This is a genomic window from Companilactobacillus zhongbaensis, assembly GCF_003946515.1.
GTDB classification, from domain to species: Bacteria; Bacillota; Bacilli; order Lactobacillales; family Lactobacillaceae; genus Companilactobacillus; species Companilactobacillus zhongbaensis.
This window is the reverse complement of record NZ_RHOM01000026.1, coordinates 1-24,002: the sequence shown is the minus strand read 5'-3', so window position 1 is coordinate 24,002 and position 24,002 is coordinate 1. Positions and strand designations below refer to the sequence as shown.

22 protein-coding genes and 1 pseudogene are annotated in these 24,002 nt (G+C 40.8%); 6 read left to right on the top strand and 17 right to left on the bottom strand.

Annotated features, from left to right (window positions below):
* Nucleotides 1-25 precede the first annotated feature (25 nt).
* Genes EKM69_RS09655 through EKM69_RS09645 form a run of 3 tightly spaced genes read right to left on the bottom strand, consistent with a single transcriptional unit; the run spans nucleotide 26 to nucleotide 2,810 of the window.
* Complete coding sequence (locus EKM69_RS09655; protein WP_125710535.1) at nucleotides 26-1,024, bottom strand: FecCD family ABC transporter permease; 999 nt, start codon at nucleotides 1,022-1,024, stop codon at nucleotides 26-28.
* Nucleotides 1,021-2,019: a FecCD family ABC transporter permease gene (locus tag EKM69_RS09650; protein ID WP_125710545.1), complete on the bottom strand. Its 999-nt coding sequence runs from the start codon at nucleotides 2,017-2,019 to the stop codon at nucleotides 1,021-1,023. Before EKM69_RS09650 ends, EKM69_RS09655 begins: the two co-directional genes overlap by 4 nt.
* A complete protein-coding gene (locus tag EKM69_RS09645; protein WP_125710543.1) occupies nucleotides 2,016-2,810 on the bottom strand; it encodes an ABC transporter ATP-binding protein in 795 nt (264 codons plus the stop codon). The genes EKM69_RS09650 and EKM69_RS09645 overlap by 4 nt, the downstream gene beginning before the upstream one ends.
* Before the next feature lie 258 nt (nucleotides 2,811-3,068).
* Here EKM69_RS09645 and EKM69_RS09640 point away from each other — a divergent pair, with 258 nt between their 5' ends.
* Complete coding sequence (locus EKM69_RS09640; protein ID WP_404825420.1) at nucleotides 3,069-3,896, top strand: ABC transporter substrate-binding protein; 828 nt, start codon at nucleotides 3,069-3,071, stop codon at nucleotides 3,894-3,896.
* Nucleotides 3,897-4,652: 756 nt separating this feature from the next.
* Here EKM69_RS09640 and EKM69_RS09635 read toward each other — a convergent pair.
* Together EKM69_RS09635 and serC are read right to left on the bottom strand one after the other, a co-directional pair.
* Entirely contained in the window at nucleotides 4,653-5,822 is a 1,170-nt protein-coding gene (locus tag EKM69_RS09635) for a 3-phosphoglycerate dehydrogenase family protein (RefSeq protein ID WP_125710531.1), read from the bottom strand.
* Between the two features lie 2 nt (nucleotides 5,823-5,824).
* Entirely contained in the window at nucleotides 5,825-6,907 is a 1,083-nt protein-coding gene (gene serC, locus EKM69_RS09630) for a 3-phosphoserine/phosphohydroxythreonine transaminase (protein ID WP_125710528.1), read from the bottom strand.
* Nucleotides 6,908-7,557: 650 nt separating this feature from the next.
* On the opposite strand from serC, the gene EKM69_RS09625 reads away from it, so the two are divergent.
* The 3 genes and pseudogenes from EKM69_RS09625 (at nucleotide 7,558) to EKM69_RS09615 (ending at nucleotide 10,269) form a co-directional block, all read left to right on the top strand.
* Nucleotides 7,558-8,175, top strand: coding sequence for a histidine phosphatase family protein (locus EKM69_RS09625; RefSeq protein WP_125710526.1), 618 nt, complete (start codon nucleotides 7,558-7,560; stop codon nucleotides 8,173-8,175).
* Between the two features lie 12 nt (nucleotides 8,176-8,187).
* Nucleotides 8,188-8,994 (top strand): glutamate 5-kinase, encoded by an 807-nt coding sequence (proB, locus tag EKM69_RS09620; RefSeq protein ID WP_125710524.1) that lies wholly within the window; start codon nucleotides 8,188-8,190, stop codon nucleotides 8,992-8,994.
* Between the two features lie 12 nt (nucleotides 8,995-9,006).
* Nucleotides 9,007-10,269, top strand: a pseudogene (locus EKM69_RS09615) (glutamate-5-semialdehyde dehydrogenase).
* A gap of 607 nt (nucleotides 10,270-10,876) precedes the next feature.
* Here the strand turns inward: EKM69_RS09615 and EKM69_RS09610 are convergent.
* From EKM69_RS09610 to EKM69_RS12605, 3 genes are all read right to left on the bottom strand, one after another.
* Nucleotides 10,877-11,092 carry a helix-turn-helix domain-containing protein gene (locus EKM69_RS09610; RefSeq protein ID WP_225423879.1) on the bottom strand — a complete coding sequence of 72 codons (216 nt, stop codon included), beginning with the start codon at nucleotides 11,090-11,092 and terminating at the stop codon, nucleotides 10,877-10,879.
* 524 nt (nucleotides 11,093-11,616) lie between these two features.
* Nucleotides 11,617-11,739, bottom strand: coding sequence for a hypothetical protein (locus EKM69_RS12610; RefSeq protein ID WP_263853855.1), 123 nt, complete (start codon nucleotides 11,737-11,739; stop codon nucleotides 11,617-11,619).
* A 59-nt stretch (nucleotides 11,740-11,798) separates the two neighbouring features.
* Nucleotides 11,799-11,921 (bottom strand): hypothetical protein, encoded by a 123-nt coding sequence (locus EKM69_RS12605; RefSeq protein ID WP_263853854.1) that lies wholly within the window; start codon nucleotides 11,919-11,921, stop codon nucleotides 11,799-11,801.
* A 1,493-nt stretch (nucleotides 11,922-13,414) separates the two neighbouring features.
* Here EKM69_RS12605 and EKM69_RS12380 point away from each other — a divergent pair.
* Nucleotides 13,415-13,543 (top strand): putative metal homeostasis protein, encoded by a 129-nt coding sequence (locus EKM69_RS12380; RefSeq protein WP_164505917.1) that lies wholly within the window; start codon nucleotides 13,415-13,417, stop codon nucleotides 13,541-13,543.
* 40 nt (nucleotides 13,544-13,583) lie between these two features.
* Nucleotides 13,584-14,444 (top strand): metal ABC transporter solute-binding protein, Zn/Mn family, encoded by an 861-nt coding sequence (locus EKM69_RS09605; RefSeq protein ID WP_125710520.1) that lies wholly within the window; start codon nucleotides 13,584-13,586, stop codon nucleotides 14,442-14,444.
* A 64-nt stretch (nucleotides 14,445-14,508) separates the two neighbouring features.
* Here EKM69_RS09605 and EKM69_RS09600 read toward each other — a convergent pair whose 3' ends face one another.
* The 9 genes from EKM69_RS09600 to EKM69_RS09555 form a co-directional block, all read right to left on the bottom strand.
* Nucleotides 14,509-15,561, bottom strand: a complete 1,053-nt coding sequence (locus tag EKM69_RS09600) for an HIRAN domain-containing protein (RefSeq protein WP_125710518.1) — start codon at nucleotides 15,559-15,561, stop codon at nucleotides 14,509-14,511.
* 161 nt (nucleotides 15,562-15,722) lie between these two features.
* A complete protein-coding gene (locus EKM69_RS09595) occupies nucleotides 15,723-16,070 on the bottom strand; it encodes a hypothetical protein (protein WP_125710516.1) in 348 nt (115 codons plus the stop codon).
* Nucleotides 16,071-16,687: 617 nt separating this feature from the next.
* The gene (locus tag EKM69_RS09590; protein ID WP_125710513.1) at nucleotides 16,688-17,134 is read right to left on the bottom strand and encodes a Fur family transcriptional regulator; all 447 of its coding nucleotides are present in this window, start codon (nucleotides 17,132-17,134) and stop codon (nucleotides 16,688-16,690) included.
* A gap of 109 nt (nucleotides 17,135-17,243) precedes the next feature.
* Nucleotides 17,244-18,191, bottom strand: a complete 948-nt coding sequence (locus tag EKM69_RS09585) for a D-2-hydroxyacid dehydrogenase (RefSeq protein ID WP_125710511.1) — start codon at nucleotides 18,189-18,191, stop codon at nucleotides 17,244-17,246.
* Between the two features lie 305 nt (nucleotides 18,192-18,496).
* The gene (locus EKM69_RS09580; RefSeq protein ID WP_125710509.1) at nucleotides 18,497-18,910 is read right to left on the bottom strand and encodes a cupin domain-containing protein; all 414 of its coding nucleotides are present in this window, start codon (nucleotides 18,908-18,910) and stop codon (nucleotides 18,497-18,499) included.
* A 3-nt stretch (nucleotides 18,911-18,913) separates the two neighbouring features.
* Complete coding sequence (locus EKM69_RS09575; protein ID WP_125710507.1) at nucleotides 18,914-19,237, bottom strand: carboxymuconolactone decarboxylase family protein; 324 nt, start codon at nucleotides 19,235-19,237, stop codon at nucleotides 18,914-18,916.
* 860 nt (nucleotides 19,238-20,097) lie between these two features.
* Entirely contained in the window at nucleotides 20,098-20,565 is a 468-nt protein-coding gene (locus tag EKM69_RS09565; RefSeq protein WP_404825419.1) for a MerR family transcriptional regulator, read from the bottom strand.
* A gap of 326 nt (nucleotides 20,566-20,891) precedes the next feature.
* Nucleotides 20,892-21,602, bottom strand: coding sequence for an SDR family oxidoreductase (locus tag EKM69_RS09560; protein ID WP_125710505.1), 711 nt, complete (start codon nucleotides 21,600-21,602; stop codon nucleotides 20,892-20,894).
* A 378-nt stretch (nucleotides 21,603-21,980) separates the two neighbouring features.
* A complete protein-coding gene (locus EKM69_RS09555; RefSeq protein ID WP_125710503.1) occupies nucleotides 21,981-23,657 on the bottom strand; it encodes a subtype B tannase in 1,677 nt (558 codons plus the stop codon).
* Nucleotides 23,658-24,002: the final 345 nt, after the last annotated feature.

Here is a 24,002-nt window from a genome sequence, read left to right as displayed (position 1 = left end):
AATTTGGCAAGAATTATCCATTATATTATTTTGATTTGACCAAGATGTACACGAAATATGGTGCACCGATGATGGCTACTAAGACGCCAACGGGGATCTCGGTGGTGGTGCTAATGAGTTTGCCGATGGTGTCAGCTAGCAGTAACAAAAAGCTGCCTAGGATTCCTGACAGGATCAGTTGATGGCTGTGTTTAAAGCCGATGACTCTTCTGGCTAAGTTTGGTGTGATCAAGCCGATGAAGCCGATCCCGCCACTGATCGAGACGCTGACTCCAGCTAAGATGACGGCGGCAGCAATCAAGATGATCCGTTCTTTTTTCAAGTCGACCCCTAGTGATTGAGCGACTTCATCGCCTAGGTTGAAGGTATCTAGGATGCGCATTTTTGAAAAAATAAAAATCGTGCAAATTACAAACCACGGCAATAGCATCAAAATGAATTCCCAGCTCGTGCCCCAAATACTGCCGGCGAGCCAATTCATGACGAACTGGTAATTTTGTGGCGACAGCTTGATAGTCAAGAGGACCATGATCGATGAATAAAGTCCTGATAAGGCGACACCGGTCAACAGCATCCGATTGGAAGTGATGCCGGTCTCCTTTTTATATGAAAAAGCGAATACGATGATGGTACTCATTAACGCACCGATCAAGGCCATCGTTGGCAATAAAAAGAGATTGGCATTTTGATTTTTGACTAAGGCGATAAACAGCATGACTGCTATCCCTGCTCCTGAGTTGATACCCAGAAAACTCGTGTCAGCCATTGGATTTTGGGTCGTTGACTGGAGGACGTTTCCGGCAATTGCTAAGGCAAAACCGACTAAGACGGTGATGGCGATCCTAGGCATCCGAAAGTCGAATATGATCATCGACTGCGTGTAAGTACCTTGCCCCATCAGCAAATTCCAGATTTCGGACGGTTTGATGCTCATTTCACCAGTGTTCAAATTGATGACGGCAGAAATGACCATCAAGATGACGAGGACTAATAACCAAGTAGTGAGTTTGATCCTTTTTGTCATATTTGATTACCATCCCTTCTAGCTAAGTAGATGAAGAATGGCACACCGACTAGCGAAATGATGATCCCGAACGGTGTTTCCTTAGGTGGATCGATCGTTCTAGCAATGAGATCGGCTAAAACCGTCAAGTCGGCACCTAACAAGATCGTCATCGGGATAACTTTTTTATTATTAGTCCCCACCAAAAATTTGGCGATGTGAGGAATGATCAATCCGACGAAAGCTACGGCGCCGACTAAGGACACTGAGATACCGGAAAGGATAACGACACAGACTAAAGCTAGCAGTCTGATGGAAATAATATTTTTTCCCAGACTTTTGATCGAGTCGTCACTCAAACTCAGCAAATTCAAATTTGAGGACATCAAGTAGACTACGATCAAGGCGATGATGATCCAAGGGCCTAAACGCGCCAACTGATTCCAGCTGACCGCCGAGATCCCTCCAAAATGCCAAAAAGCTAAATCTTGCTTGAGGTTGGCGACTAAGGCGATTCCTTCGCTGATAGCCGTGAAGAAGGCACTGATGGCCATTCCAGCTAGGACTAAAATCGTCGGACTCATTTGCGACTTTTTCAGCGAGCTGATCATGAAGACTAAGCCCGCAGAAATGGCCGCTCCGAAGACGGAAAAAGCCGTCGTGTCAAGAGTCGACATTTTTGGGAAAAAGGTGAAGCAAAGGGTCAACATGAAGGCGGCTCCGGCGTTGATACCTAACAAGCCGGAGTCTGCCATCGGGTTTTTGGTCACACTTTGCATCAAAGCACCCGAAACAGCTAAAGCTGATCCGATCAACATGGCGCCGAGAACTCGCGGGATCCTGATCGAGACGATGATCCGTTGATCGATATTTGTCTGATCATAGTTAAAAACAGCATCAAAGACCGTTGAAGCCGGTGTTTGATTGGAGCCATATCGAATACTCATGACTAGTAGCAAACCTAAGACAATCAATGCTGCGATAATTTGGAGCGGATATTTCAGACTACTTCTCAAGCCGATTCCCCCGATCTCCATCGGTCATACGATAAGATCATAGGCTTGCCGTGGTCTTCAACGATATTGGCATCGATATTAAAAATATTTCGTAAGTTGTCACGAGTAATGACCTGTTCGACTGAACCATTTTTTTGCAGGCAACCGTTTTTGATGGCGATCAGCTGGTCGGAAAATCTAGCAGCGTGGTTGAGGTCATGCAAAGCCATCACGATCGTGCGATGTTCTTTCTCATTCAATTCCTTGATCAAGAGCATGACATCGAGTTGGTGAGTCAAGTCTAAATACGTTGTCGGCTCATCCAAGATGATGGTGTCAGTATCTTGAGCAATCGCCATCGCGATCCATGCACGTTGTCTTTGACCACCGGATAAAGTACTCAGATGACGTTCGGCTAAATCTTGGACCGAAGCTTTTTCCATCGCCCAGTCGATTTTTTCATGATCGAGTTTCGACAAACTAGAAAAACGGTGCCGATATGGGATCCGTCCAAAAGTAACTAGTTCTTGAACCGTCATATCGTTAGCAACATCATTTGACTGTGGCAGTACAGCCATTTCCTTAGCCATTTCACTAGTTTTCTTTTGTTCGATATTTTCGCTGTCTAAAAAAACCGAGCCATTACTCGGCTTCAAGAGACGCGCAATCGTCCTGATCAAAGTCGACTTGCCACAACCATTAGGCCCAATCAAAGTAGTGATCTCACCTTTAGGGATCTGGATCGACAGATCATGGATCGTTAATTTCTTCTCATAGTTCACACATACTTTCTTCGTTTCAATGATGTTCATAGCAAAACTCGATTCCATACCCCATATAAATATATTTATGGAATATTTTTTTATATGATTTAATAATATTATTTTAACTTATTCTATTGACTTTGAGTAACGCTTTCATTAATAATTTACATAATTCTAGCATTAATGAGGGGGAGAATCATGAAACATAATAAATTTCTGAAAATAAGTTTTTTAATAGTACTAGTTTTCACAATTTTCTTAACCGGATGCAGCAACTCCAAGAGTTCCGACTCGTCCACCAAGACGATGAAAGATTCAATGGGTCACGAAGTAAACGTCCCAACTGATCCCAAACGCGTAGTCGGAAGCTACCTAGAGGATTATTTAGTAGCAGTCGGCGTCAAGCCAGTAGTCCAATGGTCCGTCAAAAACGCCACAGGTACACAGAAGTACTTAAAAGACGACCTAAAAAACGTCCCAACCATCGACTACTCACTACCATACGAAGCCGTAACCAAGGCCAAACCAGACTTGATCCTAATCGGCAACGACAGCGCAGTCCAAAACGGCAAGTACAACCAATACAAAAAAATCGCCCCAACCTACGTAGTAAAAAATGGAACAGACGTAACATGGCGCCAACAATTCAAAGACGTAGCCAAAGCAGTAAACAAAACCGACAAAGCCAACCAAGGCTTAAAAAAATACGACCAGAAATTAACATCAGCCAAAAAAGAACTAAATAAAAAGGCAAAAAATAAATCAGTAGCAGTACTATGGGTAACCAACAACTCCGCCTTCATGGTAAGCGACAAATCAGCCAGCGGCTCCCTACTATACGGCGACCTAGGCTTAAAAGAACCAGACCTAGTAAAACAAGTATCAAAAAAAGCCACAGCAGACTGGTCATCAGTCTCACTAGAAAAACTAGCCAAATTAGACGCAGACTACATCTTCCTAGTAAACAGCGACAAAGACGCCGACATGTTCAAAGACCCAGTATGGTCCAACATAAAAGCAGTAAAAGAAAACAAACTATATCAATACGGAGACGACTCCAGCTGGCAGTATAAAGGACCAATCGCTTATACACAGCAAATCGATCACGTGTTGAAAGATATGACACAAAAATAGAGAGTGGAGGTGCACGGGTAGCCACTGAGGATTTAGGGACTGTCGGCACCCAAGGTGCGGCAAAGCCGTGCCTGCCGGCAGTTTCTAAACCGGAGGCCGCTGTGCATCGGAACTCGTTTCCGCTACAAAACGGGCAACGTTTTGTAAAAAAAGAACGTTTGGATACAATCAAACCAAAGTTTGGCAACCAAAATTCCAACAACCGAAACCACAGTAAAAATGTAGAATAAAAAGTAACAACCCAGAAAAACAAGGGTTGCTATTTTTTTTTACCCAAAAAACCGCGAGATGCGAAGCAGCGAGCACACCCCCAAAAACAAACAGCATACCAACCGATGAACAGAACGAAAAAAAATCAACAAGATATCCCAGCAAATCAAACTCCTAGGACTCAACCAAAACTCAAAACAACAGCCCAAACCCAAGCAACCACGTACAACAAAACTAAGTACCGTACCCCACACAAAAAGTGATTGGTTGCACTACCCTAGGTTCAGCGGAGGATGGAGAGAATTCGCCGTCAGGTGTGAGATTTCACTTGGCAATTTTATTGCCTAGTGAAAGGCCGAGTTTTGAGATGTCCGGGCGAACTTCCCGGATAGCTCAAAATCGTGCCCACACCGTTCCACGGCGCAATTCTCGGAATCCCCCGCTGAACCGGCAATGAACCACTACCCAACATATAACCTCCACAAAAAAACAACAAAAAAAGACAGCCAAAGCTGTCCAATAAATCAAAACCTAAAAACATAAAACCTACCGATGAGAAATAACCCGCACCCGATAAACCTCAGCAATCTCATACAAAGCATCCACCAAACTCTTACCACTCTCGCCATCAATAGAATTAACATCAGCAACAGTATAAGCAACACCGCCCCGAGCAGCATTAGCCATATTCTCAATATTAATATTACGGTTAGCCATCTGCGTAGCGATCTGACCAACCATATTAGGAACATTTTGGTGAATAACAGTAACCCGATAAGGAGCTTCAAAAGGAACCTTCATATTAGGCAAATTAACCGAATTAGTAGTATCGCCTGATTCAAGATAATTCATCACCGTATTAGCACCTTGAACTGCACCATTTGATTCAGCTTCCAAAGTCGAACCACCAATATGTGGTGTAATAGTAATTTTTTCATGGTCAGCAATAACAGGTTCACCAAAGTCAGTGCAGTAGTGTCCGATTTTTCCAGAATCGATCCCGGCAACGACAGCTTTATTGTCAGTGATACCGATTCTTGAGTAGTTGAACAAGACAACTCCGTCTTTCATGGCTGTGATCTCAGTCGTACTGATCAAGCCAGTCGTTTCTTCATTTTTAGGAACGTGGACCGTTACGAAGTCAGCATTTTTCACAGCACGTCTGATCGAACCAGCACGCTCAACTTGGTTATCGATCCTCCAAGCAGCACTTGAAGTCAAATGTGGATCGTAGCCGACAACTTTCATCCCTAAAGCAGTGGCGGCATTGGCTACCCGTGAACCAACATTACCTAAACCAATGACAGCTAAGCGTTTGCCAGTCAATTCTGTTCCATTGAACTTAGTCTTATCCTTTTCAGTTCTTTGACTGACGTCAGCTTCGGTATGCTTATTTGAATAATCGTTAGCGGCAAACAAGTTTCTAGCTGTAGCGACCATCAATGAGATGATCAACTCTTTAACAGCATTAGCGTTACTTCCTGGTGTATTAAAAACAGCGATCCCATTTTCAGTAGCACGTTCAAGCGGAACATTGTTGTACCCTGCCCCACAACGAACGATAGTCTTCAAGCTTTCGGGAAATTTCTCCTCCAACAAGTTGACCGAACGGATCAAATAAGCGTCAGGATTTTCACTTTGGTTGATCTTAAAATCATCTGAAAAAGTTTCCAACCCGCTATTAGCAATTGCATTAAAAGTTTTTACTTGATACATAATTAATTTCCTCCATTTTCTTTTTCAAATTTATTTAAAAAGTCGACCAAGGCGACCGCGCCTTCATAAGGCATAGCATTGTATAAACTAGCACGCATACCGCCAACTGAACGGTGACCTTTGATATTGAGCAAGCCATTGTCGGCTGCTTCGGCGATAAGTTTTTTATCCAAGTCGGGATTTCCAGTTACGAACGGAATATTAACTAGTGAACGATCTGACTTAACGACTGGTGCAGTAAACATTTGTGATTGATCTAAAAAGTCGTACAACAAGTTCGATTTTTTGCGGTTACGTTGTTCCATTTCAGCAACTCCACCTTGTTCCTTCAACCACTTCAACACAAGGCCTGCTGCGTAAATGGCAAAAACTGGTGGCGTGTTGAACATCGATCTCTTTTGAGCAAACAATTGATAATCGACCATACTTGGCAAGTTCTTCGTTTTACCGATCATGTCGTCACGAACGATAACGATCGTCAAACCGGCGATACCAAGATTCTTCTGAGCTCCAGCCATGATGGCACCGAAGTCATTGACATTGTATTTTTGGCCCATGAAATTAGATGACATGTCGCCAACCAATTCGGTATTGCCAGTATCGGGAAGCTTGGAAAAAGCCGTACCCTCGATAGTATTGTTGGTGCAGATGTGAATGTAGTCATAAACGTCATCTTTGATCGGTGGCATCTGAGGCAATTCCACGTATTTTTCAGCTTTTGTTGAATCCAAAACATCGACGTCAACATTGACACGAGAAGCCTCAGCACCAGCACGATCAGCCCAGTGACCACTGTCTAATAAACCGATCTTGTGATGTTTAGTAGCCAAGTTCAAAGGAGCAGCGGTAAATTGAAGCGTTCCGCCTCCTTGGAAAAAGAGGATTTGGTAGTTATCAGGGATCTCCAATAAATCACGCAAGTCTTGTTGAGCTGAATCGATAATGTCATCGAAAAGCTTAGAACGATGAGAGATCTCCATCACACTCATACCTGAATTCTTGTATGAAGGTAAGTCCTGTTTGATTTGAGCGATAACTGGATCTGGCATCGTAGCTGGACCAGCTGAAAAATTGTAGATTGTCATTGGTTTCTTCCTCTTTCTTTTTTTGGGGTTGGGTTGGTGGTTTGGTTTTGAGTTGGTTGGGTGACCTTTTGTTTTGTTGGCAAGTTTCTATTGGTTTGTTGCCAAACGTTTGTTGGGTTGTTGCCAAACCTTGTTTGATTTGTTGCCAAACTCCTCTTGTTTTGTTACCAAAAGTTCACTGTTTTGTTACCAAACTTCTCTTGCTTTATCACCAAACGTTGCCCGTTTTATAGTGGAAACGCGTTCCAGGGCACAGCGGCCTCCGGTTAACACGTGTGGTCGCGGCACGGCTTTGCCGCACCTTGTGCGACCACTCGCGTTAATCCTCAGCAGCTGACCGTGCCCTTCCACGCTCTTGGAACTAAAAAAGCCTCACAGAATAATTTTCCCGTGAGGCGTTACTTACTTGTTTTTTGAACCTCACAGTTAGAATGTCTATTCTACATGAGGTTTATTGCACTGGTTAATAAGCCTACATGTATATACGTGTAGACAAGGAGGATACTGTTAGGCTAAAATTGATTACATTAAACATATTAAAAAACCTCCAATTAACTTAAAGAAACTGTAACAATTAGTTTTTAAATTGTCAACTAGCTATCATTTGATATTCGTAGCATAATTAAGTTAATACGAGAGAAGGAGTTATTATGACTGAATTTTATTTGATCAGACACGGACAGACTGACGCCAATGCCTTGGGCCTGAAACAAGGTACGATCAATACAGACATTACTTACTTAAATAATGTCGGCAAAAGCCAAGCCCAAAATTTGGCAAAAAAATTTGATATTAGCTTTGCAGACAGGATCATTTGCAGTCCCCTACAACGGACTCAAGATACTGCCGCATTCTTAAATGATGGTCATGATCTCCCAATCGAACTTGATGAGAGGCTACTTGAAATATCATATGGTCAGTGGGACGGTCAAAAAAATTCTGATCTGAAGGAAAAATATCCTGATGTTTTTAATTTTTATTGGAACGATGTCTTACCTACTTACACTAAATACGCAACCGAGGGAGAAAGTTTCGAACACGTCATTTCTCGTGCTCACGACTTTTTAACGGAAACGACTAAGAAGTTCCCTGACGAAAAAATCATCGTCGTCACGCACGGTTTCACCGTTAAAGCTTTTGCCCTGGATATATTGCGACCGAATGATTTAATGAGCCTTCCAGAACCTAGGAACACCAGTGTTACCAAAGTAGTTTCCTTGTCAGAAGATGAAACTTATTTGGAATACTACAATCAATTTTTTGAATAAGGACATTAAATTATGCAGAATAAACGAGAATTATATGCAGATCGAATCGTAATTAAAATTGGAACTAGCACCATCATTCATAACAACAGTCAACCAAATATGAAAGTGATCGACAAACTAGCATACGTGCTCAGCAGTTTGAAAAAAGCCGGCAAAGAAGTCGTTTTAGTAACCTCAGGTGCTATCGGTGTCGGTATGGGCGTTTTAGGCTTGAACCAGCGTCCTTTCAAAGTATCAGAGCAACAAGCGGTCGCTTCGATCGGCCAAACAGAATTGATCCAGTTGTACAACCAAGCTTTACAAAAAAACGGCATGGTAGCTGCTCAAATGTTATTGACAAAAGACGTCACTAACTTCCCTGAAAGTCATACTAACGTAATGAATACTTTCCAAGAATTGCTCCAAGTACCAACGGCAATCCCTATCATTAACGAAAATGACTCGGTGACCGTTTCAGAAATGGATCACCACACCAAATTCGGCGACAACGACCAATTGTCAGCTATCGTCGCCAACTTGATCAACGCCGATCTTTTGATCATGCTCTCCGACATTGACGGTTTTTACAACGGTAATCCCAAGCTAGAAACTACCAAAAAATACGAAACTGTTCGCGCCATCAATGAAGAGATTATCGGAGCAGCCGGTGGTCACGGCAGCAAGTTTGGGACTGGTGGCATGACGACCAAATTAAAAGCCGCTAAATTGATCTTGAAACATCATCAACAAATGATCTTAGCTGACGGCAAAGATCCTGAAATCATATTGAATATCCTAGCTGGCGAAAATGTCGGCACCTTGTTCTCAGAAAGTGTTTAAGGAGGAATCATCATGACGAGTTTGACGAAAACAAATTTGACCGAAATGGGTCAAAACGCGCAAAAAGCAGAATTTCAACTGAGCCAATTAGGAACAGTCGAAAAAAATCGAGCACTCAATAAAATGGCTGATGACCTAGAAAAAAACGCCCAAGAGATCATTTCTGCCAACCAAACAGACTTAGAAAATGCTAAGCAAAATGGCATGGCCAAAGCCATGCAAGATCGACTTTTATTAGACAACGACCGCATCAAAGGCATGGCGAACGGACTAAGAGAAATCGCCGACTTAGAAGATCCTATCGGCAAAGTCGATCGTGGTTGGACGGATGAAGACGGTTTAGACATCATCCAAACCAGAGTCCCACTAGGAGTAATCGGCATCATCTTTGAAGCCAGACCAAACGTAACCGTAGATGCCGCTGGATTATGCTTTAAATCCGGCAATGCTGCTTTTTTAAGAGGCGGTAAAGAAGCTATCAACTCCAACATCGCCCTAGCTAACACCTTAAGAAAATCACTCGAATAATCCAACATCGACCCAAACAGCGTCCAATTGCTAGAAGACACCAGCCACGAAGTAGCCCAAGAAATGATGGAATTAAGCGACTACTTAGACGTCTTGATCCCTAGAGGCAGCGGCAAATTCATCAAAATGGTCGTCAACAAAGCCAAGGTCCCAATTATCGAAACCGGAGCCGGCAACTGCCACATCTACGTAGACGAATACGCCGACTTTGACAAAGCAGAAAAAATCATCATCAACGCCAAAGTCCAAAGACCATCCGTCTGCAACGCCGTAGAAAAGATCATAGTAAACGAAAAAATCGCCAAAGACTTCCTACCAAACTTAGCAAAACAACTAAGAGCCAACAACGTAGAAATCAGAGGCGACGAACAAGTCCAAGAACTAGTAAAAAACACCATCCCAGCAACCGAGGACGATTGGTACACCGAATACAATGACTACATAGTAGCCATCAAAGTAGTAAAAAACGAAGACGAAGCCATAGCTCACATCAACAAATACAACACCAAACACAGTGAATCGATCATCACAGAAAACTACGAAAACGGCCGCAAGTTCCAAAAACAAATAGACGCCGCAGTAGTATACATAAACGCCTCAACCAGATTCACAGACGGCAACAAATTCGGCTTCGGAGCAGAAATAGGAATCAGCACCCAAAAGCTACACGCAAGAGGCCCAATGGGAGCCAACGAATTGACCACGACGAAGTATTTAGTAAGTGGTAATGGTCAAATCAGAAAATAAAAAAAATGGAAAGGAGCCAAAGGCGACTTTCCAAAGAAGAAATACAGAGAACAGCAAACAGGCTGTTCTTTTTTTGTTTTAAAAAACTACAGCAATTAAGATAGCACCCGATGAAGGACGAGAACAAAAATATACCAGATAGATTTTGATAGCAAAATCCTAGGACAGAAAAAAGGATAGAAACTAAATGCCCCTAAAACAGTCTGCACCATAAAAAATAGACCCCGTACCCCAGACCAAAAAAGAGATGTTTTTCAAACCCTAGATTCTGCGGGAGGGTGGAGGGAATTCGCCGTCAGCCGCGAAATTTTCGTTTGCACGGCATGGGCCGTGCTTACGAAAAGGTCAAGCTTTGAGATGTCCGAAGCGGTTTTCTTCGGATAGCTCAAAGTTGGCCCGCAGCGTTCCACGGCGCAATTCCCGGAACCCTCCCGCAGAACCGGCAGTGAACCACTCACCAAACAACAACCACAATAAAACCCAAAACCAAAACAAAAAAAATCTCAAAGACATCACTGACATCTTCAAGACCTATTCAACACTTATAAAACCCAAGCGTCCTCCCTCAGAACACTAAAAAAACAAAAAACGTCCAAAAGCAAACAAGCTACTCGTGTTCGCTCATATTTATGATTTCATCATAGAATGTATGGACAGGTATTTCCAACTTCTGGTTCAACAAAAACACCTCTTGTTGAGTAAATCCTAGTCCCTTGATCTTACGGTATACGGTTGAAACAGAAACGTCCAACGCATCCGCAATCGTCTTTTGTCTGATCTTATGAACAACAAGGTATGACACTAATCCGGAATTCGTCAACAATCTTATCACTCCGCTTTTAATAAATTTTTGCGAACATTTTTTTCCAAATATAAACTTGACTATTAAATTGTATTATCAAGAAAACATTACCTCAATAGCTTGCGCCAAAATGCGTCATATAAGATGTACCGAGGCTATATTTGATGTTAAAATTGACATTTTCAAAAAAATTGCTGAAAAAAATTTCCAAAAATCATCAATTTACGATTTAATAATTTTCAGATTTTTGTATAGAAAAAGTTTATAAATGGTGTCAAACCTCCCCTAGTGCACAACAGTACAATTTCATTATAAATATCATGACGAGAAATGAAAACAAAACGATTTATGAAAAAAACGGTGATTCCGCTTGTATTTATACGTAATATTTGAAAATTAATACATTTTTTATATAACAATTGATAAATGATTGATCAAATGACCTATACGCATCATGACGAGTGTTACATAACAGATGGATACCGTCATTTTCTGATTAAAAAAGAGTATAAAAAAAGAGTAGCTTGAGCTACTCTCCATAATTATTAACGAGGCATTGGTTTCAAAGCCTTTTCCCACAATGGTTTTAATGGTTCTGGTTGAGCCATTGGTTGTGGTGCGGCTACTTTTTGAACTGCTTCGTGAAATTCATTTGGAAAATTATTCATAGTTGTTTACTCCTAATTGATCATAAGTTTGGATTTGGGTTTAAGTTTGAGGGCGAGTCTTAGCGAGGCATTGGTTTCAATGCTTTTTCCCACAATGGTTTTAATGGTTCTGGTTGAGCCATTGGTTGTGGTGCAGCTGCTTTTTGAACAGCTTCATGAAATTCATTTGGAAAATTATTCATAGTGTTTACTCCTAGTTAATCATAAGTTTATATTTGGGTTGGAAAAAATTAGCGTGTAACGTTATCGAACAATTGTCCGACAGAGTTAACGATGTTACCTGTTGTATGGATACCAGCTGAAATACCGGCACGTAGTGAGTTTAATAAAATCATGGATGTTGCCTCCGTTATAAAAAATATTTTTATTTAAATTTTTTAAATTAGAATCTTGTTACTTGGTCGAAGAAATTGCCTGTTGCATTAACAATATTTCCCGCTGTGTGGATTCCTGTACTGATACCTGCACGTAATGAGTTTAAAATGATCATAGTGATTTACCTCTTGTAATTTTTTTATTTGGAACTTTATTTAAAAATAGTGTCTTCTGATTTGGATTCCTTCAGCAGATACTGCATTGAAGATTTTAAATAGTTCTATCAATTATTGCCTGTTAAACTTGCTGCAATTGGATAGTGCTTTTAATTTTTATCCTCAAGGTTGCTGAAACGAGCTCCGCGAGGTAGCGGCCTCCGGTTAACACGGGTGGTCGAGGCACGGCTTCGCCGCACCTTGTTCGACCACCCGCGTTAATCCTCAGCAGCTGACCACCTCGCTGCGCTCTCTGTGTTTATCTTGTCACTTGATCGAAGAAATTGCCTGTTGCATCGACAATGTTTCCGGCTGTGTGGATTCCTGTGCTGATACCTGCACGTAGTGAGTTTAAAATAATCATATTCAAAAGCACCTCCTTGACTTGGTATTCGTTACTGTGGCGTTTTCGCCATTTTATTTGCTTATCTGTAGCTTGTTACTTGGTCGAAGAAGTTACCAACGGCGTTGATGTCGTTACCGATTGTTCCGATACCTGCGCCAATGGCTGCTCTTAAAGAATTAAGAATAATCATATTAGCTACCTCCTTTACGAGTTATATCTTCGCTTTGGCAGCTTAAAAAAGACTTAAATATGTGTGGATTAATTGTTTTGTAATATTACAGATTTGATTTTATTGGGAAAGTTCTTGGATGTGGTGGTAGTTTTTGTGGTGGTTCACTGCCGGTTCCGGGGCGGGGCGCTATATGGGATTGGAACGCTGTGGACTCGATTGAAGCTATCCGGGAAGTTCACCCGGACATCTCCAATACGAGTCTTATTCTAAGCGATAAATCGCTAAGAATAATTTCACAGCTGAACCCATATAGCGCCCCGCCCCTCCACCTAGATTGGTTGCATCAATATTCTCTTGGTTTTGGTTGGCTCCCTTTTCTTTTTCTACAAATTGGCTGATTCGTTGCTCCCTACTTTTTGCTGGTCTATCTCAATTTTCTTTTGAATAGTAAGTTCAAAAGATTAAGCCCTTCAACACTTCATTGGTTTTTTTATTGCGGTTCTTTTGTTTATGTATTTACAACTTATTGCTTGATTTTTTATTTTTCAAATTTATTTGTCTTTTTTCTGTAAAGTATGTATACTCTTAATCGTAATATTTACTATTTAACGAAATGAGGGATTTTTCATGGCAGAGAAGATTGATTTGGCTAGTGCTAGTCGTCGGCTTCGGGCTTCTAATAAGAAGACTCGGCGGCGGGCTTTGAAGTTGATCAAGGAATTTAAGCGGGCTCAGAGTGCTCGGGTTGCTAAATAGTTTTATACTTTAATTAGCTTTTTTTAGAGGATGGGATTTTATGAAAAGGAAGAAATATTTAATTGGAATACTTTTTTTAGCGGCTTTCTTGCTGGTGGCTTGTAATCGGACTTCCACTGAGAAGAAAATTTTGACTACTACTAATACTTATTACGAGCCAGTTAAGAGTATTGTTGGTAAGAAGTATGAAGTGGAGCCGATCATTAAGTCTACTAGCGTTGATCCGCATGATTTTAAGCCTACTACTAAGGTGTCGAAGCAAATTGCTGGGGCTCCTTTGGTGGTTGCTAATGGGCTCGGATATGATGACTGGGTCAACGATATTGTTGAAGCTAACAATATGCAGGACAGCAAGTTGAGTTTGGGTGAAGACGTGCTCCATCAGAAACAAGGTAGCAACGAGCACCTCTGGTTCAAGGTCGACAATGTTAAAAAGCTGTCGAAGAGTGTGTACGAACGTGTGTCAGAATCAGATAAGTTGAATAAGAAAACTTACAAGAGAAACTACCAAGCTTACATTAAAAAGCTTGACAAATTGACTGATAAAGAACAGCAGATCAGGCAAACGACCAACGGTAAAAAAGCCTACATCACCGAACCACTGCCCTACTATTTGCTCCAAGATTTAGGCATCAAAGTCCAAGACAGTCACTTTGCTAAGGCAATCGAAGACGGAACTGATCCATCGATCAAAGATGTCCAAGAGATCCAAACTGGCCTAAAAGACAACAAAGTCGACTACTTAGTAGTGAACAAGCAAGTAACTAGTGGCGTCATCAAAAAACTAGTTAAAACAGCAAAAGAAAACAACGTCAAGATCATCTACTTAACAGAGACCCTACCTAGAAGCGTGGGCTATTATAAGTATATGAATGATATTTTGGATAAATTCGCTAACTAAAAAGAACCTAAAAAAACATCTTCTGCGCAGAAAACTCTGCGTTGAAGATGTTTTTTTGTACTGTCTAATATTTAATTATTTGTAGATATGCAAAATAATTAGCATGACTCTTGATCACCATGTTTTCACCACGTTGAAAACTTAGGTATTTATAATTACCACCACTGATGTAGTAATGAATGTAATACTTATTAAAAAAACCTGGGTCATCTATGATTGGTGCAACTTTATATGTTATGTCTCTAGGAATGTACCCAATAAAATATTCACGGTCATTTCCACCATAAATCATGACCTTAATTGCATTGCCATCATAAATATTGGCCGGTTCAGGTTCTAACACCATGTTTCCAAAGTCTTGGTACTTATTAAATTCGTATATTTTAGACCCAGAATAATATCTCCAGACTTGAGGATCATAATAACGAATATTTGGTTCAATCAAATTGGTAGCTTTCAATGCTCTAATCATTTTTTCAATGTTCTCTTGATAATAACTGATACCAACAACCTTAGTTGAAAAAATAGAAAAGGGAGTCATTTGCTTTTTAAAGAATTCTGATTCAAGGTATTTTTTAGTTGGATCAGTTGTATAAGATGCGGAAATAGGAGTTAGCCTCTGGTTCATATTTTCAAATCGATCATCGTTTAGCTTAAAGCTTTCGGCAGCAGTTTGAGAAATTGGTCTTGCCCATCGATCAGGATGGCTAGCCCGGAACATCTTATCGTCAGCTTTCTTTTGCTTTTTCATCAATAAATCATTCGTAGCCTTCGACTCAAGTATCAAATGATACCCTTCGCACACAGTTTTTCCCATGGTTTTTGTACAACGGGATAACGTAATCACATCATTATTTGAACAATCATCGGCCAAAGAAGTGTCTCGATCGTTGTCATCGTAATTTGTTTTTGAATACATCACAAGTTTAAGATACCCTCGGTGAAAAAAAGTCGGCATCAAAAAATCGATTTTTTCGATCTTTGAATATTCAAATGTTTTAGTTGATCTAGAAAAACGCATTTGATGCCAGTTAAATCTCCTTTTGACGCAGACGAGCTTCGAGTCATAAATTTCAATTCTGCCACCAGCACATGGAATACTCCCCTTAACAACCATCCGTTCCTCCCACAGAACAATAATCAAAGCATCCTAAAAATTATCAACGATTTGAATAAATAATAATCCATACCTCATGAATATACCAGAGCAATTTTGAACGAATTAAAAAACCGCCAAAGTCATAAAAAAAGACCAGCGGCTTTTTGCATCAAAGCACGTTATTCATTTGTATACAAATAAGCAAACATCGTAGTAACATCCTTCTCGGAAACAAATTCGTCAGTAGAAACCCGATAGAAAACTTGTCCATCAGACAACCGAGTTTGAGCAAAATCGGTATACCACAAAGACCCATCAGCCAACTTCCGACCGGTGAGCTCATTACCCTGAGAATCATACAAAGTAGCACCGGAATCATTCATCACAGCCACGGCATAATCAGTCTTGACCGAAGAAAAACCAGTCTCAGGATCATTAACCACCGCAGCATCAGCATTTTGAGCAAAACCTAGACCAGCAACGGCAAATAAAGCTGTAAAAAGAATACTAAAAAGACATTTCTTCATAATGTACCCCCATAAATAATTTTCATATTTATAATCATCATAACATCTTTTCGTTAACAGTTGATCGAAATAATGATCAAAACACCCAAGGAAATACAAAAAAAGCCTCCAGATCAAGGCGAGAGCGCGGTCCTTACGCGCGCGAGCCAAGAAGCGAAAGCAAGAGATCAAAAATAATATTAAATCTTATCAAACAAGAAAATAAAGAAAAGATTGCAAATAAAAGGTAAGCCAGGAAACAAAATGAGCGGAGCTTCAGTCCCGCGAACCGAGAAGCATCCCAGAAATCAAACCGAACAAAGCTTGCGCATAAAACTAGGAAGCACCTACTTCCCCACTAAACAAAGGGGGGGATTGCAAAACCTAGGCGGAGGGGCCCGGGGATACACACCTCAGTAGGGAAATTTCACTTGGCAATTTATTGCCTAGTGAAAGACCGAGTTTTGAGATGTCTGGGCGGTCTTCCCAGATAGCTCAAAATCGTGTCCCCTACGTTCCAGTGTGTGTATCCCCGGGCCCCGGAGCCGGCAGTGAACCACCAACACAAACTACTACCTCAACCCAAACAACAACCAAAAATCACAAACGACTGCCCAAGCAAAACGCCACTGTCCGCGCTACTCTCTCACCTCATGGACGCATGCATCACACAGTCCAATAACCTCATAATGCTGCGAATCGATCTCAAACCCAGGCAACTTATCTCGAACCGATCCCATATCAGGCTTAGCAAGCTCCACCACACGACCACAATTCTCACAAATAAAATGACTGTGATCAACATTGTCAAAATCACACTGATACTTAGCCCTCAACCCATTACTAAACATCCGAGTCTCAACAACATGCAACTCTTCCAACATCTCAACATTACGATAAACCGTCTCATAGCTCATCCGGCTAAACTCCTGTCGCAACTGATGGTCGATCTCCGTAATAGGAACATAATAATCACGTTTATCAAACAAATAATCCAACATCCGAGTCCGTTGCTTAGTAATGCGGACATTATCATTTTTTAAAAGCTCGATTGCTTCATCATATGCTTTTTCAGTCTTAGCCATAAGTACAACTCCTTAAAAATAAGCAAGTAAAAAGGTGCAATCATTTGCACCTTCATCATTTTATAAATTATACAATAAATTAGTAATATTTACTATTTAGAGATATCGACTAGTAACCACGTTTCAAGTCGACAATATTTTCGACCACTTCACCGTTTTCGAGCAATGACTTCAAATTTTTCTTGAAGATCTTAAAGGCACGTTCTTCATAATGAGGGCTACGACCGGCGTTGTGTGGCGTCACGATGACATTTTCCATGTCCCACAAAGGATTGTCGGCTGGCAATGGCTCTGGTTCAAAGACGTCTAAAGCGGCTCCAGCGATTTGTTTGGTTTCCAAGGCTTCGATCAGATCTGGCGTGCTCGTAGTCTTACCACGACCGATGTTGATGTAAATGCCATTCGGATTCATTTTTTCAAAAACGGCCTTGTTAAAAATGTGTTCAGTCTCTTTAGTATCAGGCAAAATATTGACGATAAAATCACCCTTGGCAACTGCTTCATTCAATTGATCCATCGACATCATCTCGTCCATGTTTTCAGTCGGTTTAGCAGTCCGGCGGATACCGATCGTCTTCATGCCCAAGGCCTTGCAATACTTACCGAGCATACTACCGATATTTCCTGCACCGATCATCACGACCGTCTTGCCAAAGACTTCATCATAAGGCTCGTCGAGCTTCCAAAGATCGTTATCTTGATCACGCATCGACAGGTGAAGCTTACGAACAAACATTAACATGTAGGCTAAAGTTTGCTCAGCGATATTAATAGCGTTAGCACCAGATCCGCTAGTTACCACGATATCTTCCTTACGAAGATCGTCCAGTGGCAAAGCATCAACTCCAGCACGAATAGTTTGGATCCATTTCAAGTGACCGTTAGCAACAGCATGGTCCTCTAAGCGATTCGACCAACCATAAATAGCATCGACCTCAGTCAGATCCCTTTTGGTAGCCTTTTGTGGCGAAACTACTTCCAATGTAATATTATTAGACAATTCTCTGATCTCACGTTGTTGAGATTCAGAAAGTGGAATAAAACTTAAAATCTTCATTTTTTAGCCTCGCGAGTTAAATTTGGACAGGTCATGCTGACTTTGACGACAAATATACCAAAAGCAACTTACAAAATATTTTAAGAAAATAATTTTTTAAAAAATATACTAGTTGGCACTATAAGGTATCATTTTTCTAAAAAAATAGAGTCAAGCATGACATCTGCTACTTTATTTAATACACCTTTTTCCACAATGTCAATTAAATACAACATCATTTTTCTTATGAGATGTATCAACAAAGTTAGCTGTATCAAAGCCTGACTCTATCGATTTATACAATATATTTTATTATTAATTTTTGACTATCCTAATTTGGCATATTCTTCGTCAGTAACTTTTTCCAGCCATTCTGACTTACCTTTAGTGATAGCAACGTGAGAGAACCAGCTGTCAGCAGTAGCACCATGCCAATGCTTAACGCCTTCCTTGATCACCACAACGTCACCCTTTTTCAAAAGCTGAGCAGGCTTGCCCCACTCTTGATACCAGCCTTCACCACCAGTAACCAACAAAATTTGGAAACCGTCATGATGAATGTGCCAATCGTTACGACAACCAGGCTCAAAAGTAACATTACTAGCACCAAAATCAATATTATCTTCTGGCTTAACTAGCCCCTGCAAGTAGCTTTGACCAATAAAATATTGAGCATAAGCCTCATTTTTTTCACCGACAGGAAAAACCCCGCCGTTTTTCAATTCTTCATATTTAGCCATAAATTATTCCTCCGTCCAAATTTCCTTAGCACGATTAAAAGCAGACCAAGCCTTAGGCCATCCAGCATAAAAAGCCAAATGAGTAATCTCAGCCACAATTTCTTCCTTAGTAATACCGTGTTGCTTACCGATACGCAAATGAGCCTCTAATTGCTCAGTATTACCGGCAGAAATGATACTAGCAATAGTGATCAAAGAACGATCATGAGCAGACAACTCATTCTCCTTATCCCAAACTTCACCAAACAAAACATCATCATTCAAAGCAGCAAATTGAGGAGCAAAATCCCACAAATTATCGCGACCAGCAGTTTGTTTCTTAGCCATAAAATTACCTCCGTATCCTTAATGACTACAGTAAACACCTTAAAGTGCGGTTTAAGTCAAGCAAAAAAGAGCGCGGAGAGGCACGGTCAGCTGCTGAGGATTTAGGGACTGTCAGCACCCAAGGTGCGGCGAAGCCGTGCCTGCTGACAGTTTCTAAACCGGAGGCCGCTGTGCCTCGGAGCGCGTTTCCACTATAAAACGGGCAACGTTTGGCAATAAAAATAAAAGAATTTGGCAACAAATAAAGAAAAATCAAAAAAACCTACCCCACAAATACAAGGCGAGAGTGCGAGAGAATCGAGCACGCGAGCCCAAAAAAAGGGTAAAAAGCAGTAAATAGCATTTAATTAAGGTTTTGATTTTGATTTTGATTTTGATTTTGATTTTGATTTTGGTTTTGGTTTTGGCTTTGGTTTTAGTTTTGGTTTTGGTTTTGATTTTACCAACAAAGATAGAAACTGAGATAGACCACAAAAACTAGGACGTCACAAAACTGCCAACTTTCCCAAAATAAATCAGTCCTAATCAAAAAAAGGGGAAGTTTGTCCTATCTAGACGGAGGGGCCTGGGATACAGCCCTCAGCACCTAAATTTCACTTGGCAATTCATTGCCTAGTGAAAGACCGAGTTTTGAGATGTCCGAGTGGTCTCCTCGGGTAGCTCAAAATCGTGTCAGGTGCGTTCCAGCGGCTGTATCCCAGGCCCTGGAGTCGGCATTGAACCACCCATCCAAACTACCACCTCCATCCCACCAAAGAAACATCCAAACATCAACCAAGCAAAACACTCATCGTCAGCCAAAAACTCTCACACCTCCAGGCTAACGCAAAGCAAAAAAAATAAGGCTTCCAAAAGAAACCTTACTCAGCGTGGTTCATATTTTCCAAATACTCAGCAAAACCCTCAGAATCAGAAATCCGACCTTCAGTCTTACCAGCATACCAATCGATCTTATCATCCAAAATAGTCAAACTATGATCAAGATCATCCATCTTCTTCATAAAATCAGCACGAACCTTCTTCAAAAGATCCAACCGCTTAGAAATAGTAGAATCTCCTTCAGCTCGCCATTGAACATATAACTTAAGCTGTTCGATCGACATCCCTGTACTCTTCAAATGAAGCAAGAACTTGATCCAATTAACATCAGCATCAGTATAATATCGAAGCCCATTTTCTGAACGGTGTGGCTTCACCAAACCTTCTTTTTCGTAGTAACGAAGCGTTGGACTAGTAAGTCCGGTCATTTCAGCGAAATCACCAATGCGGTAGTGTTGCTCCGTTCCATTCATCGTCTCTGTCGTCATAAAATCTTCCTTTTTATTCATAATTGTTTCAAGTTGACTTAAAGTCTAACATTTATTTTTAATGATGTAAATTTTTATACAAGATATAAAGGGTAAGAGAAATAACAATCTATCTCTAACCCAAAGTTACTATTTAGGACAAGCATTCCTTAAGAATAAGTACACTTACCTACTAACATTGTCAAAGAATTGTCCGATGGCAGCTATATCGTTTCCGGCTGTACGAATACCAGTACTAATGCCTGATCGTAAAGAATTAAAAATTACCATTAATGACTCCTCCTTTAGTTGTTAGTAATAATTATGAATGCTAAACCTTAATTGAAGCTTAAATCTACATAAGTTTTTTAATTTAAATCTATTCCACCATCAATATTCAATATTTGCCCGGTAACGAAATCATTTTTCATTAAGTACAAATATCCTGAAGCTACTTCTTCAATGCTAGCGACTCTTTTTAAAGGCACTCCTTGAGAAAAATCTTTGACTTGTTGCATCACATCAGTTTCCGACATATCTCGCCACAAGCCAGTTGGGGTCCACGTTGGTGAAACAGCATTGATGCGATAATTTGGAGCGAGTTCCACTGCCATGCCAGCGACCATAGTGTTGATGGCTGAATTACCCACGATGGCGCCCGAAGCGTCGTATGGATGACCACCAGATCCAGAAGTGAAGATCATGGAACCATTCTTATTTAAAAAATGATGTGCTATTTGTGCTAGTTGGAGATTGGCAAAAAATTTATCTTCGACCGTTTGGCGGATTTTTTCGATAGTGCTATCTAAAAAGCCGCCTCCCATGGCTCCTCCTAATGTTGAGATGATATGATCGAACGTTTTCGTCGATGAGAAATAGTTTTTTAGATCCGTGGAATCTTGTGTGTTTAAAGCCGTGGCCTTTATTCCATTGTGATCTTGTTGGAATTTTTTCGTTCTGTTTTCATCGTGGCCGATCACTTCTACGGTTGCTCCTTGTTGCTGTGATTTTAGTGCCACTTCTCTACCGAAGCCGGAAGTACCTCCTACTATTAGGATCCTTTTGTTAGTTAAGTTCATGTTTTTCTCCTTTTTTGGTTAGGATATGCTTATTGGCTTAAATTTAGCTTGGATTTAAAAACACCTCTGAATGGAATGATTTTCCTTTCAGGGGTGTTTTTTGTTTGGTGGATGATTGTTTCTGCTGGGGAGGATTTGGTTTGGTATTTTTGGTTTTGTTGGACGTTTTGATTTTTGTGACCAAACGTCCTTAGGTTTGTTGTCAAACGGTTTTACTTTTGGTGCCAAACGTTCTTAGATTTGTTACCAAACGTTGCCCGTTTTATAGCGGAAACGCGTTCCAGGGGATAGCGGCCTCCGGTTTAGAAACTGTCAGCAGGCACGGGTTCGCCGCACCTTGGGTGCTGACAGTCCCTAAATCCTCAGCCCTTCCACGCTCTATTTACTTATCTTATTCATCCATTTAAACATTTCATTAAGCTTATAATCACCAGCATGTCCCTTACCCCATTCGAGGTGGTAGTTGACGTCTTTGTTTTCGTTCTTTAGTTTTTGAGCGAAAATTGTTGGTACGGCGATCGATGTGTTGGCATCTTTTTCACCGTATCTGATGTACCAGTGTTTTGCTGTGTCGGCGTTGTTTTCGCCTACGTAGCTCATTGGGTTCATCATTTTGATGATGGTTGAGTTGGCTTTTGCTGTTTTGTTCTTGGCTGTGTTGTTTTCTTGACTGTAGTCAGTGAAGTGCTTCTTGTTAACTGTTGCTGTTCCCATTTCTTGGTTTTCAGCGTTTGATAAGTCTACACCGTCAAAGGCTGGGGCAGCTTTCATTCTGCCGACTGCTTTGTTGTACTTCGTCAAGTTCACGTCAGTAACTTTCTTGTTCTTGATAGTTAAGAATGGATATTTCTTTTCAGTAATATTCTTACCACTGTCGATAGCTTTTTGAGCTGAGTCGATGACTGTTTGCTTGATCAAGTTGTTGAATGAGCCTGAGCCGTCTGAGTTCATCTTCAACGTATTGCCGTCATCGTCTTTTAGCTTCAAGCTATTGATGTAGTCAGGAAATTCTTTCTTCAAGTCTTTGGAAATCTTCTTTTGAGCTGAGGTCAAAGTTGAAGCTTCAGCTGTTTCGCCTGGCATGTGCATGCCGTTGACATAGTCGTTGATACCGTTGAATTGCCATTCGTAGGCAGCATCAGCGTTTTCTAAGTTCATGATTGGACAGAAGTCCATTGATGCAAAAATATTATCTGATGTATCGGCAGCACCGATAGCTTTTAGATATGGAGCGTAATCTTTGGCATTACCTGATGCACCTAGTAATCCAGACATAGCACCACCGGCACTAGTTCCGTCAGAAATAATCTTATTTTCATTACCAGGGATCTTCTTAGCGTTAAGTTTCAAGTAACGAACGGCCGCTTTCAAATCGACGATAGCGGCTGGAGCTTTACCAGTGTATGTACCATCTGACTTAGTAGTTCTACCTCTAGCACCAGGAGCAGCTACAATGTAACCTTCTTTCAAGGCTTTTTCAGGAGCACTGTTTTGTCCTTGTGGAGCACCACCTGTGGCAGAAACTCCGGCACCACCAGCACCGGGAGCTGCTGGAGATGAAGATGATGATGAAGTTGCTGCAGGAGCAGCAGCTGTTGATGATGTTGTTGAAGCACCAATTGTCGTTGGTTCACCTGGCATGTAACCACCAACTGAATTTGGCATAAAGATCGGTGCAGTTTTCTTAGTATATCCGTTCAACTTCTTATTTTTGAAGTAAGCTTCAGGGATATAAATATTGATTTTTTGATACTTTTTATCAACTGGCTTACTTACGTAAACAATATTTTCGTAAGCACGATACTTGATCGTCTTATTACCAGATTTGATAGTTCTCGTTTCATACTTGGCGTTATTGAAGTTAAGACTGATCTTCTTGCCGCTGTATGTTGTGCCGTTTCGGTAGTAGGATTGTGATTTCTTGTAGGTGGTAGATGCAAGATCACCAGACTTTAAAGTCTTGCTACTAGCGGAACTGTCCTTATTACTGGAACATCCAGCAAGGACTAATACTGCTAAAAACATCGTAAATAAAGCTATGGTAGTTTTTTTCACGTTGTTCCCTCCTCAAATTGATGTATCCAGAATAGCACAGGAAATGAAAAAATTTATGGCGTTGTTTGGATTGTAATATTCTGATTTCATAGTCATATATTACATATTGGAATAGAAAAACACCTAATATTCCTACTAAAAGGTGGAAATATTAGGTGTTTTATTCAAGTTTAAGTTTTTTTCTACTTATTATTAATCGCAAATTGCAAGAACAAGTTAGCCACCCCGAAAAAATAAAAAAAGCTTAAGATCTATCAGGATCGGAGTGCCAGATTATTAGTAGCCGCAGGCCAGGGCGAATGCCTCCTGGGGTTTTTTGTATCCTAGTTGTTTCCTTGGTAGTTC